This window comes from Aquabacterium sp. OR-4 (genome assembly GCF_025290835.2).
Lineage (GTDB): Bacteria > Pseudomonadota > Gammaproteobacteria > Burkholderiales > Burkholderiaceae_C > Pseudaquabacterium.
The window spans coordinates 628,700-644,237 of sequence record NZ_JAOCQD020000004.1; the positions used below are offsets into that span (position 1 = coordinate 628,700).

The 15,538-nt window shown below is 72.0% G+C and carries 16 protein-coding genes and 1 pseudogene; 11 read left to right on the top strand and 6 right to left on the bottom strand.

Features of this window, described 5'->3' with window-relative positions; translation table 11 throughout:
• The 8 genes and pseudogenes from N4G63_RS28005 to N4G63_RS28040 all read left to right on the top strand — a co-directional run.
• Entirely contained in the window at nt 1–894 is an 894-nt protein-coding gene (locus tag N4G63_RS28005) for an alpha/beta hydrolase (protein WP_314600573.1), read from the top strand.
• Nucleotides 891–1,259, top strand: coding sequence for a DUF2218 domain-containing protein (locus tag N4G63_RS28010; RefSeq protein ID WP_314600574.1), 369 nt, complete (start codon nt 891–893; stop codon nt 1,257–1,259). The genes N4G63_RS28005 and N4G63_RS28010 overlap by 4 nt, the downstream gene beginning before the upstream one ends.
• Nucleotides 1,256–2,290 (top strand): Fe2+-enterobactin ABC transporter substrate-binding protein, encoded by a 1,035-nt coding sequence (fepB, locus tag N4G63_RS28015; protein ID WP_314600575.1) that lies wholly within the window; start codon nt 1,256–1,258, stop codon nt 2,288–2,290. The genes N4G63_RS28010 and fepB overlap by 4 nt, the downstream gene beginning before the upstream one ends.
• Nucleotides 2,291–2,379: 89 nt before the next feature.
• Nucleotides 2,380–3,366, top strand: coding sequence for a FecCD family ABC transporter permease (locus N4G63_RS28020; protein WP_314600576.1), 987 nt, complete (start codon nt 2,380–2,382; stop codon nt 3,364–3,366).
• Between the two features lie 14 nt (nt 3,367–3,380).
• Nucleotides 3,381–4,409, top strand: a complete 1,029-nt coding sequence (locus tag N4G63_RS28025) for a FecCD family ABC transporter permease (RefSeq protein ID WP_443112122.1) — start codon at nt 3,381–3,383, stop codon at nt 4,407–4,409.
• A 45-nt stretch (nt 4,410–4,454) separates the two neighbouring features.
• Nucleotides 4,455–5,279 (top strand): ABC transporter ATP-binding protein, encoded by an 825-nt coding sequence (locus N4G63_RS28030; RefSeq protein ID WP_314600578.1) that lies wholly within the window; start codon nt 4,455–4,457, stop codon nt 5,277–5,279.
• A complete protein-coding gene (locus N4G63_RS28035; protein WP_314600579.1) occupies nt 5,276–6,571 on the top strand; it encodes an NtaA/DmoA family FMN-dependent monooxygenase in 1,296 nt (431 codons plus the stop codon). Before N4G63_RS28030 ends, N4G63_RS28035 begins: the two co-directional genes overlap by 4 nt.
• Nucleotides 6,572–6,626: 55 nt before the next feature.
• Nucleotides 6,627–6,788: pseudogene (locus N4G63_RS28040) on the top strand (IS3 family transposase); the annotation flags it as partial.
• Nucleotides 6,789–6,896: 108 nt separating this feature from the next.
• On the opposite strand, the gene N4G63_RS28045 reads toward N4G63_RS28040, so the two are convergent.
• Nucleotides 6,897–7,805 carry a LysR family transcriptional regulator gene (locus N4G63_RS28045; RefSeq protein WP_314600580.1) on the bottom strand — a complete coding sequence of 303 codons (909 nt, stop codon included), beginning with the start codon at nt 7,803–7,805 and terminating at the stop codon, nt 6,897–6,899.
• Nucleotides 7,806–7,924: 119 nt separating this feature from the next.
• Here N4G63_RS28045 and N4G63_RS28050 point away from each other — a divergent pair, with 119 nt between their 5' ends.
• The 3 genes from N4G63_RS28050 (at nt 7,925) to pcaF (ending at nt 12,484) form a co-directional block, all read left to right on the top strand.
• Complete coding sequence (locus N4G63_RS28050; RefSeq protein ID WP_314600581.1) at nt 7,925–9,085, top strand: acyl-CoA dehydrogenase family protein; 1,161 nt, start codon at nt 7,925–7,927, stop codon at nt 9,083–9,085.
• Between the two features lie 42 nt (nt 9,086–9,127).
• On the top strand, nt 9,128–11,194 hold the full coding sequence (locus tag N4G63_RS28055) for a 3-hydroxyacyl-CoA dehydrogenase NAD-binding domain-containing protein (protein WP_314600582.1): 2,067 nt from the start codon (nt 9,128–9,130) through the stop codon (nt 11,192–11,194).
• Nucleotides 11,195–11,275: 81 nt separating this feature from the next.
• Nucleotides 11,276–12,484 carry a 3-oxoadipyl-CoA thiolase gene (gene pcaF / locus N4G63_RS28060; protein WP_314600583.1) on the top strand — a complete coding sequence of 403 codons (1,209 nt, stop codon included), beginning with the start codon at nt 11,276–11,278 and terminating at the stop codon, nt 12,482–12,484.
• Between the two features lie 12 nt (nt 12,485–12,496).
• Here the strand turns inward: pcaF and N4G63_RS28065 are convergent, their stop codons facing one another.
• Genes N4G63_RS28065 through N4G63_RS28085 form a run of 5 tightly spaced genes read right to left on the bottom strand, consistent with a single transcriptional unit; the run spans nt 12,497 to nt 15,527 of the window.
• Nucleotides 12,497–13,045 carry a hemerythrin domain-containing protein gene (locus tag N4G63_RS28065; protein ID WP_314600584.1) on the bottom strand — a complete coding sequence of 183 codons (549 nt, stop codon included), beginning with the start codon at nt 13,043–13,045 and terminating at the stop codon, nt 12,497–12,499.
• Complete coding sequence (locus tag N4G63_RS28070; RefSeq protein WP_314600585.1) at nt 13,042–13,338, bottom strand: antibiotic biosynthesis monooxygenase family protein; 297 nt, start codon at nt 13,336–13,338, stop codon at nt 13,042–13,044. Before N4G63_RS28070 ends, N4G63_RS28065 begins: the two co-directional genes overlap by 4 nt.
• A gap of 35 nt (nt 13,339–13,373) precedes the next feature.
• Nucleotides 13,374–13,784 (bottom strand): cupin domain-containing protein, encoded by a 411-nt coding sequence (locus N4G63_RS28075; protein ID WP_314600586.1) that lies wholly within the window; start codon nt 13,782–13,784, stop codon nt 13,374–13,376.
• Nucleotides 13,785–13,827: 43 nt separating this feature from the next.
• Nucleotides 13,828–14,598, bottom strand: coding sequence for an SDR family NAD(P)-dependent oxidoreductase (locus N4G63_RS28080; RefSeq protein WP_314600587.1), 771 nt, complete (start codon nt 14,596–14,598; stop codon nt 13,828–13,830).
• A 5-nt stretch (nt 14,599–14,603) separates the two neighbouring features.
• Nucleotides 14,604–15,527 (bottom strand): NAD-dependent epimerase/dehydratase family protein, encoded by a 924-nt coding sequence (locus N4G63_RS28085; RefSeq protein ID WP_314600815.1) that lies wholly within the window; start codon nt 15,525–15,527, stop codon nt 14,604–14,606.
• Nucleotides 15,528–15,538 lie beyond the last annotated feature (11 nt).

Consider the following 15,538-nt stretch of genomic DNA (forward strand, 5'->3'; position numbering starts at 1 on the left):
GTGGACGACACAGCGCTGAGCCTGCCCTTCGTGCGGCAGCACACGCTGCGCGACACCCAGTCGGATCAGGCCTGGTGCCTGGCCATCGCGAAAACAGCTGCGGCCGAAGCCCGATGCGGTGACGCCACCGGCGCCGCGCATCGGCTGCTGCTGGTGCTGGACGGCAACCTTGCCGTGGCGCCAGCGGCGCTGATGCAGCAATCGCTCGCCGAGCGCGCCCGGGGGCTGGCGCCGCGCAGCACGCTGGTGGGCGTGGGCTACCCCGGTGTCGCGCTGCGTCATGCGCAGCGCCGGGCGCAAGACTTTCTGCCGCCCTGGCCGGCAGGCCTGGCCAGGCCGGCTGACGCGGGCGACTTTGCCGAAGGCCAGGCCGACCGCTTCGCCCGGTTTCTCGACGCGCAGTTGCTGCCATGGCTGGCCACGCACGAGCGCACGCAGTTCACCGAGGTGGGCCTGTTCGGGCACTCCTTTGGCGGCCTGTTCGCACTGCACAAGCTGCTGCACCGGCCCGGGCCGATGCAGGCCTTCTTCGCCGTCAGCCCGTCGCTGTGGTGGGCCGATGGCTGGCTGCAGCGGCAGCCTGGCGGCACTGCGGCGCAGGGCGCCGGTCGCAGCCTGTGGCTGGGCATCGGCAGCGACGAGCGCGCACTGCCCGGCGACGACGCTGCCCGCCAGGCCCTGCACCGCCGGCGCGACATGCAAGGGCGTTTTGCGCAGCTGGTCGCGCAACTGCAGCACGGGCCCGTCGCGCTGCAGGCCGAGGTGCTGGCCGGCGAAGACCATGGCTCGGTGCTGTACCCGGCGCTCACACGCGCCGTGCGCTGGCTGATGCAGCCCGTGCCCCAGCCAGATGCCCGGCACAGCCACCCCTCCCACACCGCCACGCCGCCATGAACCACGCCACAGCCGACATTCCCACCCCCGACGGTGCCCGCTACATCCTCAAGCTGTCGCGGCACTTCGCGCACAAGGTGCCGGTCAGCTTCGATGCATTGCGCGGCGACGTGCGCTTCGTGCAGGGCCCGTGCGTGATGAAGGCGCATGCCCAGTCACTGGCCATCCACCTGCAGTCTGATCGTCCGGAGGGCATTGCCGCCATGCAGTTCATCATCGACGACCACCTGCGCCGCTTCTTGCGCGAGGCGCTGCCGGCCTACACCTGGACGCCGGGTGTGCCGGACGCCGTGAGGCCCGAGCTGGATGCGCTGGCGGCGCAGCCCGCCAGGGCCGCGGCATCCACCCCGGGAGCGCCGACGTGATCCGGCGCGCCGGCCCCTTGGCACCGGCTCGCCGCCGGCTGCTGGGCCTGGCCTGCACGTCGGCAGCATCGGCCCTGGGGCCGGTGCTGAGCGCCCCGGCCAGCGCCGCCACACCAGCGCCGGCCGGCGGCAGCTGGCCGGTGGTGTTCCGCAACCCCGACGGCAGCGAGGTGCGCATCGCCGCGCCGCCGCAGCGCATCCTGTCGACATCGGTCACGCTCACCGGCACGCTGCTGGCCATCGACGCGCCGGTGGTGGCCTCGTCGGTCAACGGCGACCGGCGCTTCTTCGACCAGTGGGCCGCCGTGGCCAAGGCGCGCCGCGTGCAGCCGCTGTGGTCGCTGAACGCGGTGGACATCGAGGCCGTGCTGCTGGCCCAGCCCGACCTCATCGTGGTGTCGAACAGCGGGGCCGACTCGGCGCGGGCATCGGTGCGCGAGCTGTCGCAGATCGCGCCGACCATCGTGGTCGACTATGCCGTCAACAGTTGGCAGGCGGTGGCCCGGCAACTGGGCCTGGCCACCGGCCTGCAGGCCCGCGCCGAGCAGCGCGTGGCCGAGTTCTCCGAGAAGCTGCGCCGCGTGGCGCAGGCCATCCGCGTGCCCGAGGGGCTGACCACCATCGTCAGCTACAACGGCCCGGGTGTGATCAACCCGGTGGCCATGCCCAAAGGCTCACACGGGGTGCTGCTCGCGGCACTCGGCTTTCGCATGGAGTCGCCTGACCCGCGCTGGCACAGCGGCCTGGACCGCCCGGACGACTTCGTCAAGGCGCAGTACGAGCAGCTCAGCGCGCTGCAGTCACGCACCGTGTTCCTGCTGCGCCGCGCCGAGGACGACACCGCCGCATTGCTCAATGACCGGGTGCTGGCGCGCCTGCCCGCGGTGCAGACGCGGCAGGTCTACGGCCTGGGGCGCAACTCCTTTCGCATCGACTACTACAGCGCCAGCGAGATCGTGGACGCCATCCATCGCCGCTTTGCCATCGACGGCGCGGCGCGGCCGGCCTCTGCGCCCACCGGGCGGCCATGACAGCGGCCAGGGCAGGTGCTGCGGCTTCGGCGTCGGCCGGGCCCCCCGGTACGGCGGGTGCGGTTGGCGGCCTGTCGTCGCTGCGCCGCATGGCGCTGGCCCTGGCGCTGGCCGCCGTGATCGCGCTGCTGGCCGCGGCCAGCCTGCTGGTGGGTGCCAAGCCGGTGCCCTGGGCCGATGTGCTGCAGGCCCTGCGCGCCTTCGATGCGGGCAACCCCGACCACCTGCTGGTGGTGCATCTGCGCCTGCCGCGGCTGCTCACCGGCCTGCTGGTGGGCGCGGCCCTGGGGGCGGCCGGCCTGCTGATCCAGGCGGTGACGCGCAATGTCCTGGCCGACCCCGGCATCCTGGGTGTCAACGCCGGCGCCAGCCTGGCGGTGGTGGCGGCCCTGGCGTTGTTCGGGCCGCTGGCGCTGGCCGAGCAGATGCTGGTGGCCATGCTTGGCGCCCTGCTGGCCGGCGGCGTGGTGCTGGCGCTGTCGGGTGGACAGGGCGCGCGCAGCAGCCCCAGCCGTGTGGTGCTGGCCGGCGTGGCGGTGAGCGCGGTGTGTCTGTCGTTCTCGCAGCTGATCATGCTCAACAGCGCCGACCAGGTGTTTGACCACTACCGCAGCTGGGTGGTCGGTGCGCTGGAAGGCCGCGATCTGCCGCTGCTGCTGGCCACGCTGCCCTTCGTGGCCATGGGCCTGGCCCTGGCGGTGTGGGTGGCCGGCCAGCTGGATGCGCTGAGCCTGGGCCAGGACCTGGGCATGGCGCTGGGTGTGAACCGCCCGCGCGTGCTGGGTCTGTCGCTGCTGGCCATTGTGGTGCTGGCTGGCGCCGCCACCGCGGCGGTGGGGCCGATTGCCTTTCTCGGCCTGGTGGCGCCGCATCTCGCGCGTGCGGTGGTCGGGCCCAACCACCGCCGCCTGCTGCGCTGGTCCATGCTGCTGGGCATGCTGACCCTGCTGCTGGCCGACGTGGCGGGCCGCGTGATCGCGCCGCCGGCCGATCTGGGCGCAGGCCTGATGGTGGCCCTGATCGGCGGCCCGTTCTTCATCGTGCTGGCCCGGCGCGACCGGCTCACCGAGCTGTGAGCGCGCTGCACACGCTGGAGCAGGTGCGCCTGCTGCGCCGCGGCCGCCTGTCGCTGCTGTGGGTGCCACGCCAGGCCCTGGCGGCCCTGCTGCTGCTGGTGCTGCTGGTCTGGCTGATGCTGCTGGCCCTGGGCACCGGCCGCATCGCGCTGGACATCGCGCAGGTGCTGGACATCCTGCTGCACGGCGGCGGCACGGCGCTGCAGCGCAAGCTGGTGTTCGACATCCGGCTGCCGCGTGTGGCCACGGCCGTGGCCACCGGCGCCGCGCTGTCGGTGGCCGGCGCCATCTTCCAGTCGCTGTCGCGCAACCCGCTGGGCTCACCCGATGTGATCGGCTTCACCACCGGGGCGGCAACCGGCGCGGTGGTGTACTTCGTGCTGGGCGGCAGCGCCAGTGCGGGTTCGGCGCTGTTCGCCGTGGGCGCCGGCTTGCTGACGGCGCTGGTGGCCTTTGCGCTGGCGCTGCGCGGCGGTGCCGTGGCCAGCCACCGGCTGGTGCTGGTGGGCATCGGCATCGGCGCCACGCTGTCGGCCCTGAACGAGGCGGTGCTGATGCGCGGCGCGCTGGAGCAGGCGCTGGCCGCGCAGCTGTGGCTGTCGGGCTCGCTGAACGCGCGCACCTGGGACCATGCGCTGCCGCTGCTGGCCGGTCTGGCGCTGCTGCTGCCGGCCCTGCTGTGGGGCCAGTCGCGCCTGATGCTGCTGGAGCTGGGCGACGACCTGGCGCAGCAGCTCGGCGTGCCGGCGCTGCGGGTCAAGGGCTTCATGGCCTTTGGCGCCGTGCTGCTGGCCTCGCTGGCCACCGGGGCGGCCGGGCCCATCGCCTTCATTGCGCTGGCCGCGCCCCGCTTGGCGGCCTTCATGGCCGGCGAGCACGGCCGGCCGCTGTGGCCGGCCGCGCTGACCGGCGCCGTGCTGCTGCAGGGTGTGGACCTGGTCAGCCAGCGGCTGCCCTTTGATCTGAACCTGCCCGTGGGCCTGATGACGGCGCTGATCGGTGGCCTGTACCTGGCGCTGGCCCTGCCGCGCCTGCGCGCCTGAACGCCAGCGGCCAGAACCCTCACCCGCCTGAACCCCGAGAGTCCGATGAACGACGCGCTGTTTTCCGCCACCGGGCTGCAGCTGGCCTACGAGCGGCGGGTGGTCTGCGACCGGCTCGATCTGCAGCTGCCACGCGGCGCCATCACCACGCTGATCGGCCCCAACGGCTGCGGCAAGTCCACGCTGCTGCGCGCGCTGTGCCGCCTGATCACGCCGCGCCAGGGCGAGATCCGGTTTGACGGACGGCCGCTGGCCACCTACGGCCGGCGGGAGTTGGCGCGCCGGCTCGGCTTCTTGCCCCAGGTGTCCAGCGCGCCGCCGGGCATCCGCGTGCACGAGCTGGTGGCGCGCGGGCGCTTTCCCTACCAGGGCCTGCTGCGCCAATGGAGCGACGAGGACGAGGCCGCGGTGGCGCAGGCGCTGCGCGAGACCGGCCTGGCCGGCAGCGCGCACCGCCTGGTGGACCAGCTCTCCGGCGGCCAGCGCCAGCGCGTGTGGATTGCGCTGGTGCTGGCGCAGGACACCGAGGTGCTGGTGCTCGACGAGCCCACCACCTACCTCGATCTGGCGCACCAGCTGGAGGTGCTGGCGCTGTGCCGGCGCCTGAACGCCGAACTGGGCAAGACGCTGGTGCTGGTGCTGCACGACCTGAACCTCGCGGCCCGCCATGCCCACCATCTGGTGGCCATGAAGGACGGCCGCGTGGTGGCCACCGGCACACCTGCGGCGCTGCTGACGCCACAGCGGCTGGAAGAAGTGTTCGGCATTCGTGCCCAGGTGCTGAGCGACCCGGTCAGCGGCACGCCGCTGGTGGTGCCCATGTCGGCCCTGCCGGCCGAAGCCGCCACCGCGTGCGCAGGCCGGGCATGAAGCGCCCGCTGATCACCGGCCTGTCGCTGGCGGCCACCTGGTTGTCGGGCAGCGCCTGGCGCCGCGCCGACAGCGGCGTCGAGCGCCTGTTCGATGTTGCCCTGTACGAGGATCTGGCGCGCCGGGCCGAGCAGGCGGGCATGGACTTCGTGTTCCGGCCCGACACGCTGTGGCTGGATCCGCAGACCCAGGCCACCGGCCCGGGCACCAGTGCGCTGGACCCGAGCCTGCTGCTGGCCTGCGTGGCGCGCGCGACGCAGCGCATCGGCGTGGTCACCACCCTGTCCACCAGCTTCCAGGAGCCCATGCACATCGCCCGCACGCTGGCCTCGCTGCAGGCCCTCAGCCAGGGCCGCGCGGCCTGGAACCTGGTGACGGGCCTGGACGGCCAGGACAACTTCGGCCACCGGCCGTTCGCCGCGGCCGATGGCCGTTACCAGCAGGCCGAGGAGTGCCTGCGGGTGGTGCAGGCCTTGCTGGGCAGCTATCCGGCCAGCGCGCTGCGGCTGGACCGCGCAAGTGGGCGGTATGCGCAGGCCGAGGCGATCCGTCCCATCCATCACCAGGGCCCGTGCTTCCAGGTGCACGGCCCGCTGACGCTGCCGACGGCCGGCCGGCTGCCGCTGTTCCAGGCCGGCGCCTCGGACACCGGGCGCGGCTTTGCCGCACGCCATGCCGACGCCGTGTTCGCCGCCACGCCCACGCTGGAGACGGCGAGTGAACTGCGCTGTGCGCTGCGCCAGCGCGCCTTGGCCGCGGGCCGCCAGGGCCAGGCACCGCAGGTGCTGCCCGGACTGAGCCTGTACCTGGCGCCGCAACGCCACGACGCCGAGGCCCTGCATGCCCAGGCCCACCGCCACCTGGACACGGGCCAGCGGCTGGCGCGGCTGGCCGGCATCCTGGGTGCCCCGGTGGCCGGCCTGCCCGCCGACCGCCCGCTGACGCCCGACGACCTGCCGGCCCCGGCCGGGCCGGTGCGCAGCCGCACCCATGCCGAGCTGCTGCGCCGCCGTGTCGAGCGCGAGCGGCCAACGCTGGCCGCGCTGCTGGCGCTGCCCGAGGTCGTGGCCTCGGCGCATTGGCAGGTCGTCGGCACGCCAGACGATGCCGTGCAGCAGATCCTGGCCTGGCAGGCCGCCGAGGCCATCGACGGGTTCATTGCCCTGCCGGGCGGCAGCCCGGTGTCGCTGGACCTGCTGCTGGATCAGGTGCTGCCGGCGCTGCGCGCGGCGGGCGCACTGCATCCGGTGGCAAGCCTGCCAACCTTCGCGCATCGCGTCACGGGAGCCTGAGCAAGGCGTGCGGGGCGCAGCGCGTGTGATCTTCACGGCGAGTTCGTGGAACCAACGAGACTGGCTCTCGACGACCAGCGAAGACTTCGTCGCTGCGCTGGACGCGTACATCCGCTGGTACAACGAAGTTCGCATCAAGAGCTCAATGGGCTTCCGCAGCCCCGCCGAGCACCGCCGGGGCCTGGGCCTGGGCCTGGGCCTGGGCCTGACTGCATAACCAGTCCAAGTTTTTGTCCGCACCCCCAGTGGCTCAGTTTTCGGTCGGCGCCAACATCTCAAGCTCTTGATGGCGATGCGTACCTGGCGTGCGGCCTGCGCTGCGGGCTCAGGTCGCGTCGTCTGCCACCCAGGCCCGGGCCTTTGCTACCACGAAGTCGATCAGCGTGCGCATGGCCAGCGTCTGGTAGCGGTCGGGCATGCGCAGCAGGTACAGGCGGGTGCCGAAGACGCTCAGCCACCAGTCGTCCAGCGAGGTGGTGACGCGGCCTTCGGCCCGGTCCTGCCGCACCACGTAGTCGGGCACCAGGCCCACGCCCAGGCCGGCCAGGATGGCCTCGCGCAGGAACTGGAAGTTCTCGGAGGCCAGTGTGGGTCGCAGCGCGATCTCATGCCGCTCGTCGCCGCGGTAGGCCGCCACGCGCAATTCGCGCCCTACCACGGCCGAGGTGAGCAGCGGCACCTCGGCCAGCGCCTCCAGCCGCTGCGGCAGGCCGTGGCGCTGCGTCCAGTCGGTGGCAGCGCAGATGACATGGCGCACGCGCGCCAGCTCGATGGCCACGGTCTGCTGCGGCGGCTCGGACATCACGCGCACGGCCAGGTCCACCTCCTCGCGCAGAAGGTCGTCCACGCGGTTCTCGAAGCGCAGGTCCAGCGCGATGTCGGGGTACAGGCGCTTGAACTCGATCAGCCAGCCCGACATCACCATGTGGCCGAACCCGGTGGGCATGCTCACGCGCAAGGCGCCGTGCAGGCCCTTGGCCATGGTGGTCACGGCCTCGCGCGCGGCCAGCACCTCGTCGCGGATCACGCAGCCATGCTGGTACAGCCGGTGGCCGGCCTCGGTGAGCTCCACCTGGCGCGTGGTGCGGCGCATCAGCTGCAGGCCGATGGATTTCTCCAGCTGTCCCAGGTGGTAGCTGACATTGGCGCGGCTCATCTTCAGCTGGCGCGCGGCCTGGCTGAGGTTGCCGGCGTCCACGATGCTGACGAACAGGGTGAGGGCTTGGGCGTCCATGGCGAGATCTGCGGGGTGCCAATAATTTTTGACAGGCAGTCAATTTTGGCTGCAATTGTCAAACCATGGATGGGTCGAAACAATCGCGCCCCGACCCGACCACACCTTCAGGAGACGCCGTGGCGCTGGATGACGAGACCTTTTCGCTGCTGCTCGACAGCGTGCAGCGCTTCGTGCGCGAGCGCCTGGTGCCTGCCGAAGACGCCGTGGAAGAGCACGACGAGGTGCCTGCCGACATCGTGGCCGACATGCGCGAGCTGGGGCTGTTCGGCTTGTCCATCCCCGAGGCTTTCGGCGGCATCGGCCTGTCGATGGCGCAGGAATGCGCCGTGGCCTACACCCTGGGGCAGACCGCGCTGGCCTTCCGCTCGGTGGTGGGCACCAACATCGGCATCGGCTCGCAGGGCATCCTGATGGATGGCACGGCGGCGCAGCAGGCCGAGTACCTGCCGCGCATCGCCAGCGGCGAGCTGATCGTGTCGTTCGCGCTCACCGAGCCCGATGCCGGCTCCGACGCCGCGTCGATCAAGACCCGCGCCGTGGCCGATGGTGACGACTACCTGATCACCGGCAGCAAGCGCTACATCACCAACGCCACCCGGGCCGGCGCGTTCACGCTGATGGCGCGCACCGGCGGGCCGGGGGCGGGCGGCATCTCGGCCTTCATCGTGCCGGCCGGTCTGCCGGGCCTGAGCCTGGGCAAGCCCGACCGCAAGATGGGCCAGCGCGGCACCAAGACCTGCGACGTGGTGCTGGACCAGGTGCGCGTCCCAGCGTCCCACATCATCGGCGGTGTGCCCGGCCGCGGCTTCAAGACCGCGATGAAGGTGCTGGACCGCGGCCGCCTGCATGTCTCGGCGCTGGCCTGCGGCATGGCGCGGCGCATCCTCGACGAGAGCCTGGCCTATGCGCAGCAGCGCAAGCAGTTCGGCCAGCGCATCGGCGACTTCCAGCTGATGCAGGCCATGCTGGCCGACAGCCAGGCCGAGCTGCTGGCCGGCTGGTCCATGGCGCAGGCTGTGGCCCTGCGCTACGACGCCAAGCCCCCCGGCGCGGCCGATGCCGAGGTCAGCATGCAGGCCTCGTGCGCCAAGCTGTTCAGCACCGAGATGGTGGGCCGCGTGGCCGACCGGGGTGTGCAGATCCACGGCGGCGCCGGCTACATCAACGACTACAAGGTCGAGCGCTTCTACCGCGACGTGCGCCTGCTGCGCCTGTACGAGGGCACCTCGCAGATCCAGCAGCTGGTGATCGGCAAACACCTGATGCGTGCGGACTGATGCCGCGCCCCGCCACCTCCCTTCGCCCTTCCCGGATCCCCCATGCCCATCGTTCCTGACGCCGTTGCCCTGATCACCCTCGACCAGCCCCCGGTCAACAGCCTGGGTCACGCGCTGCGCGCGCGCATCGTGGCCCAGCTGGCCGCGGCCGAGGCGGATGCCGCGGTACGCGCCATCGTGCTGGTGGGCCACGACAAGGCCTTCTCGGCGGGGGCGGATGTCAGCGAGTTCGGCACGCCGCTGCAGTTCCAGGAGCCCATCCTGCGCAGCGTGCTGGCCGCCGTGGAGGCCTGCACCAAGCCGGTCGTGGCGGCGCTGTCGGGCGTGGCGCTGGGCGGCGGCCTGGAGCTGGCCTTGGCCTGCCACGGCCGCGTGGCGCTGCCCGGCGCCCGCGTGGGCCTGCCCGAGGTGACGCTGGGCCTGATCCCCGGCTCCGGTGGCACGCAGCGCCTGCCCCGGCTGATCGACCCCGAAGCAGCACTGGGCCTGATGCTGGCCGGCGCACCGCGCAGCGCGCGCGAGCTGGCCGAATCGGGTCTGTTCGACACGGTGCTGGCCGATGACGCCGACCTGCATGCGCTGGTGGACGCCGCTGCCCGGCGCGCCCTGGCGCTGGCCGACGCCGGTGCGCCCTGGCCGCGCTCGCGCGACCGCCGGCCCGACCCCGCCCGCCTGCAGGCGGTGGTGGCGGCCCAGCGCGCCAAGCTCAATGCCCGCCAGCGTCTGCAGCCTGCCTATGGCGCGCTGCTGGACGCCGTGGCCGCCAGCGCGGGCGACGACTTCGACGCCGGCCTGCAGCATGAACGCGCGCTGTTCCTCGATCTGGTGGGCAGCGAGGCCGCGCAGGCTCTGCGCTACCAGTTCAAGGCCGAGCGCGAGGCCAGCCGCCTGCCGGCCGCGCTGATGGCCACTCCGCGGCCGCTGGCTACGGTGGCGGTGATCGGCGCCGGCACCATGGGCGCGGGCATCGCGATCGCCGCGCTGGACGCCGGCTTGACCGTGCTGCTGCTGGAGCAGGACGAGGCCGCTCTGGCCCGCGGCCGCCAGCGCGTCTCGGACCACTACCGCGAGCGCGTGGGCGCCGGCAAGCTGAAAGCCGCTGCGGCCGTGGCCTGCGAGGCGCGCCTGCAGCCCACCACCGACTGGCCGCGCCTGGCGGCGGCCGACCTGGTGATCGAGGCCGTGTTCGAAGACCTGGCCGTCAAGCAGGCCGTCTTTCGCCAGATCGATGCCCACGCCCGGCCGGGCGCGGTGCTGGCCACCAACACCAGCTACCTGGACGTGGACGCCATTGCCGCCGCCACGGCGCGGCCGCAGGACGTGCTGGGCCTGCACTTCTTCAGCCCCGCCAACGTGATGAAGCTGCTGGAGGTGGTGCACGGCACGCACACCGCGCCTGATGTGCTGGCCACCGGCATGGCCGTGGGCCAGGTGCTCAAGAAGACGCCCGTGGCCTGCGGCAATGCCTTCGGCTTCATCGGCAATCGCATCTATAACGCCTACCGCCGCCAGTGCGAGTTCATGCTGGAAGACGGCGCCTGGCCCGAGGACGTGGACAGCGCGCTCACCGCGATGGGCTTTGCGATGGGCCCGTTCGCGGTGGCCGACCTGTCGGGCCTGGACATCGCCTGGCGCATGCGCAAGGCGCAGGCTGCCACGCGCGACCCGCGCGAGCGCTATGTCGCGATCCTCGATCGGCTGTGCGAGCAGGGCCGCCTGGGCCGCAAGACTGGTTCCGGCTACTACACGTACACCGATGGCAAGCCGGCGCGCAGCACCGATGCCACGGTGCGTGGCCTGATCGAGCAGGCCAGCGCGGCGCGGGGCATCACGCGCCAGGCGCTGGCGCCCGCCACCCTCCAGCGCCGCGCGCTGCTGGCGATGGCCAACGAGGCCGCGCTGCTGCTGGCCGAAGGCGTGGCCAGCCGCCCGGCCGATGTGGACGTGGTGCTGGTGCAGGGCTACGGCTTTCCGCGCTGGTGCGGCGGCCCGGTGTTCTGGGCCCTGCGTCAGGACCGCGCCCAAGTGCAGGCCGACCTGCAGCAGATGGCCGCCGAGGCCGGCCACGGCTTTCGCCTGGGCGACCTGGCGGCCCTGGGCGGCACCTGAGGCTGTGCATCCGCTTCACTGCGCCCGACGCGCGCCGAACACTCACCTGAACTGCAATCTCGGATTCCTGGAGACAAGACCATGAGCACCTCCCAAGCCTTCATCTGCGACGCCATCCGCACCCCCTTCGGCCGCTACGGCGGCGCACTCAGCAGCGTGCGCGCAGATGACCTGGGCGCGATCCCGCTGCAGGCACTGATGGCGCGCAACCCCGGTGTGGACTGGGCGGCGGTCAGCGACGTGATCTACGGCTGCGCCAACCAGGCCGGCGAGGACAACCGCAATGTGGCGCGCATGTCGGCCCTGCTGGCCGGCCTGCCGCTGGAGGTGCCCGGCGCCACCGTCAACCGCTTGTGCGGCTCGGGCCTGGACGCGGTGGGAACGGCCGCGCGTGCCATCCGTGCCGGCGAGGCCTGCTTGATGATCGCCGGCGGCGTGGAGAGCATGAGCCGCGCGCCCTTCGTGATGCCCAAGGCCGACAGCGCCTTCAGCCGCGCCAATGCGGTGTACGACACCACCATCGGCTGGCGCTTCGTCAACAAGCTGATGAAGGCGCAGTACGGCGTGGACAGCATGCCCGAGACGGCCGAGAACGTGGCCACCGACTTCGGCATCGAGCGCGAGGCCCAGGACCGCATGGCCCTGGCCAGCCAGATGCGCGCCGTGGCCGCGCAACAGGCCGGCCACCTGGCGCGCGAGATCACTCCGGTGAGCATCCCCCAGAAAAAGGGCGAGCCGCTGGTGGTGGACCGCGACGAGCACCCGCGCCAGACCAGCCTGGAAGCCCTGGCCAAGCTGAAGGGCGTGGTGCGCCCCGACGGCACGGTGACCGCCGGCAACGCCAGCGGCGTGAACGACGGCGCCTGCGCGCTGCTGCTGGCCGACGAGACCACGGCCGCGCGCCAGGGCCTGACCCCGCGCGCCCGCGTGGTGGCCATGGCCACCGCCGGCGTCGCGCCGCGCATCATGGGCATCGGCCCGGCGCCGGCCACGCGCAAGGTGCTGGCCCTGGCCGGGCTGACGCTGGGCCAAATGGACGTGATCGAGCTGAACGAGGCCTTCGCCGCCCAGGGCCTGGCCGTGCTGCGCCAGCTGGGGCTGAAGGACGACGACGCGCGCGTCAACGCCTGGGGCGGCGCCATCGCGCTGGGCCACCCGCTGGGCGCCAGCGGCGCCCGCCTGGCCACCACCTGTGTCAACCGGCTGCACGCCACCGGTGGGCGTTATGCGCTGGCCACCATGTGCATCGGCGTGGGGCAGGGCATCGCGATGGTGATCGAGCGGGTGTGACCCGCCACGCGGTCAGATGAAGCCGAAGCGCCGGCGCACATCCTCGGAGGCGTGCCGGATGTGCAGCGACAGTCCGAGTGCGGCCATGTGGTCGCTGTTGCGGCCGAGGATGGTCTGGGCCAGCGGCAGGAACACCTCTTCTTCAAGTCGCGCATGGTCGCGGTACGCCGTCACCAGGTTGCTGACCGCCGCCGCATCGAGCACCACGTCGGCTCCGCCGTCGATCGCCGCAAGGGCGGTCGCCAGCTCGGCATAGAGGCTCTCGACGCGGCGGTGCTCGGCGATGAGCCGGCTGACGAGCGATTCGACCTGGACGCGCTCGTCGCCGGCCTTCGCGTCGGCGAGGACTGCGCTGAACAGATCGGACTCCTCTTCACTGTGGTGTGCGGTGACTACGTCGCGGAAGAACCTCCGGGTACGCCCTGCCGCTTCGCGCCGCGACGCAGGCGAAGTCTGTTGCCGCGTGAGCAAGGTCAGTTCATCGAGCATCGCCACGATGCCCACATGGCAGTCCGAGAAGTCGCGCAGCGGCCGATCCATGGCCCCGGTCGGCGCGCTCATGCCGTCGTCACCGTGAAGTGTTCGACCTGCGGCGCCTGCGCAAAGTAGGCCGAGACGATGCCCCGCCACTGCGCGTAGGCCGGCGATCCGCGAAAGCCCACCGTGTGGTCCTCGAGGGTCTCCCACTCGAGGAGCAGCAGGTAGCGCTCGGGCGATTCGATGCTGTGGCGCACCTGGTAGCCGCGAAAGCCCTTGGACGGGGCGATCGCCGTCTGGATGCCGCGATGCACGGCCTCCTCGAACGCCGCCTGCTGGCCAGGCGTGATGCGGATGTCGGCAACTTCGAGAATCATGATGAGCCCTTTGGAGTCGGGTGGGGTCTGGACAGTCAGGCGGTGAACCGGTCGCCGTCCGAGCCGATCTCGACGGTCTGGCCGGTCGCCGTGAAGGTGCGGTTGACGTCGGGCGATCCGTAGACCACCAGAACCAGGGCGGGTGCATCGCCGACGTTGACCAGTTCGTGCTCGACGCCCGCGGAGATGAACGTGGAGTCCAGCGGACCGCAGACCTGCTCGCGGTCACCGAGCCGGATCCTCTCGGTGCCTTCCAGCACGGTGACCTGTTCTTCGGCGTTGTGCGAGTGGGGCGGCGCCGGCACGCCGACCGGCAGCCGGCTCAGGCCCGTGTGGATCGTCCGTGCGCCGATCTTCCGGCTGGCGATGACATGGTTGACGATGCCGTTGCCGCGCGCGATCTCCGGCAGAGCTTCATACGGGAGAAAGTGGATCTCTGGCTTCATGACAAGGCGGAGTGCTGGTGTGGCCGGGGCGGCGCCCCGAGGATCAGTGGATGTGCGTGCCGCCGTTGACATCGATCGTGGCGCCCGTGACAAAGCCCGACAGCTCCGAGGCAAGGAACAGGCAGGCGCCGGCCAGCTCGCGGGTGCTGCCGATGCGCTTGAGCAGGATGCTGTCGACGATGCCCTGCAGCCGCTCGGGCGACAGGCCGTCGAGCATGGGCGTGTCGATCATTGCCGGGCAAATGGCGTTGGCACGAATGCCCAGCGCGCCGAACTCGCGCGCGATGCTGCGCGTGAGGCTCAACACGCCGCCCTTGGACGCCGCGTAGTGCGGGCCGCCCACCAGGCCACCGCCGCGCTGCGCGGCCAGCGAGGCCACGTTGACGATGGTGCCGGCGCGCTGCTCGACAAACACCTTTAGCACGCTCTGGCACAGGTAGAAGGTGCCCTTCAGGTTGACGTCGAGCATGCGGTCCAGCTCCTGCGGGCTGATCTCCAGCAGCGGCAGCGAGCGCACGATGCCGGCTGAGTTGACCAGGCAGTCCACCGTGCCGTGCAGGGCCCGCACCTCGCGCACCATGGCCTCGCAGGCCTCGGGCTGGCTGATGTCGCACTGCAGTCCGTGCAGCGTGACCCGGCGCTGCAGGCGGGTCTCGATCGCGGTGCGGATGCCGGCCAGCACCGGCTCGTCCATCAGCACATCGACCACCACCACCTTGGCGCCATGCTCGGCGAAGAGTTCCGCCGTGGCGTAACCGATGCTGCGCAGCGAGGCCGCACCGGTGATCACACAAACCTTGTCTTGGAGCAGCATGGGATTCAGGCAGAGGAGGAGGGAGGAGAAGTCAGCGGCAGTTCGCTGGCGATCCAGTCGAACACCGACGCATGCTGCGGCGCCCAGCCCAGTTCGCGCCGGGCGCGTGCGGCGCGCACGCGGCAGTTGCTGCCCAGCGAGAAATGGGCGCGGGGCACGCCCCAGCGCGCGGCAGCCTCGTCGGCGGGCACCGCCACCGTGCCGGGCAGGCCCAGGCGCTGCGCAATGGCGCGCGCCAGTTCGGCGAACGAGGCTTCGCCGTTCTCGGCATAGTAGAAGGCGCCGGCCGGCGCACGGTTCAATGCCAGGTGGTACAGGTCGACCACGTCGTCCAGGTGCACGTTGGACCAGACCGGCGCGCCGGTGCCGACCATCGGCACGCGGCCGAGCGCGCGGCCCTGCTCGGCCAGGAAGGGGATCTGCACGCTGTGCGGGTTGAGCCCGCGCCCGGTGCCGTAGATCAGGCTTGGGCAGATCACCACGCTGCGGATGCCGCGCGCCGCGGCGGCCAGCACCCGCAGGTCGATGTCGCGGCGTGCTTGTTTGACGGCGGACACCACGATCGGGCTGTCCTCGTCGACCACGCGGTCGCCGGCGGCCAGGCCGCGTGCGTCGTCGCCCACCACGCTGGCGCCGCTGGTGTGGACCAGCGCCTTGCCCGATCCGGCCAGCGCCTCGATCAGGGCGTCGATGGATGGCGCATGGTCGGCGCTGGCGGTGTGCACCACCGCGTCGGCGGCGCGCGCCTCGTGCGCCAGCAGCGCGGTGTCATCGAGCGTGGCGACCACCGGCGTGATGCCCAGCGCAGCCAGGCGCTGGGCGCTGCCGGCCGAGCGCGTGAGCCCGCGCACGCGGTGACCATCGGCCATCAGGCTGCGGGCCAGCGTGCCGCCGATGTAGCCGGAGGCGCCGGTGACGAAGAGGTTCAGGGTGGGGTGCA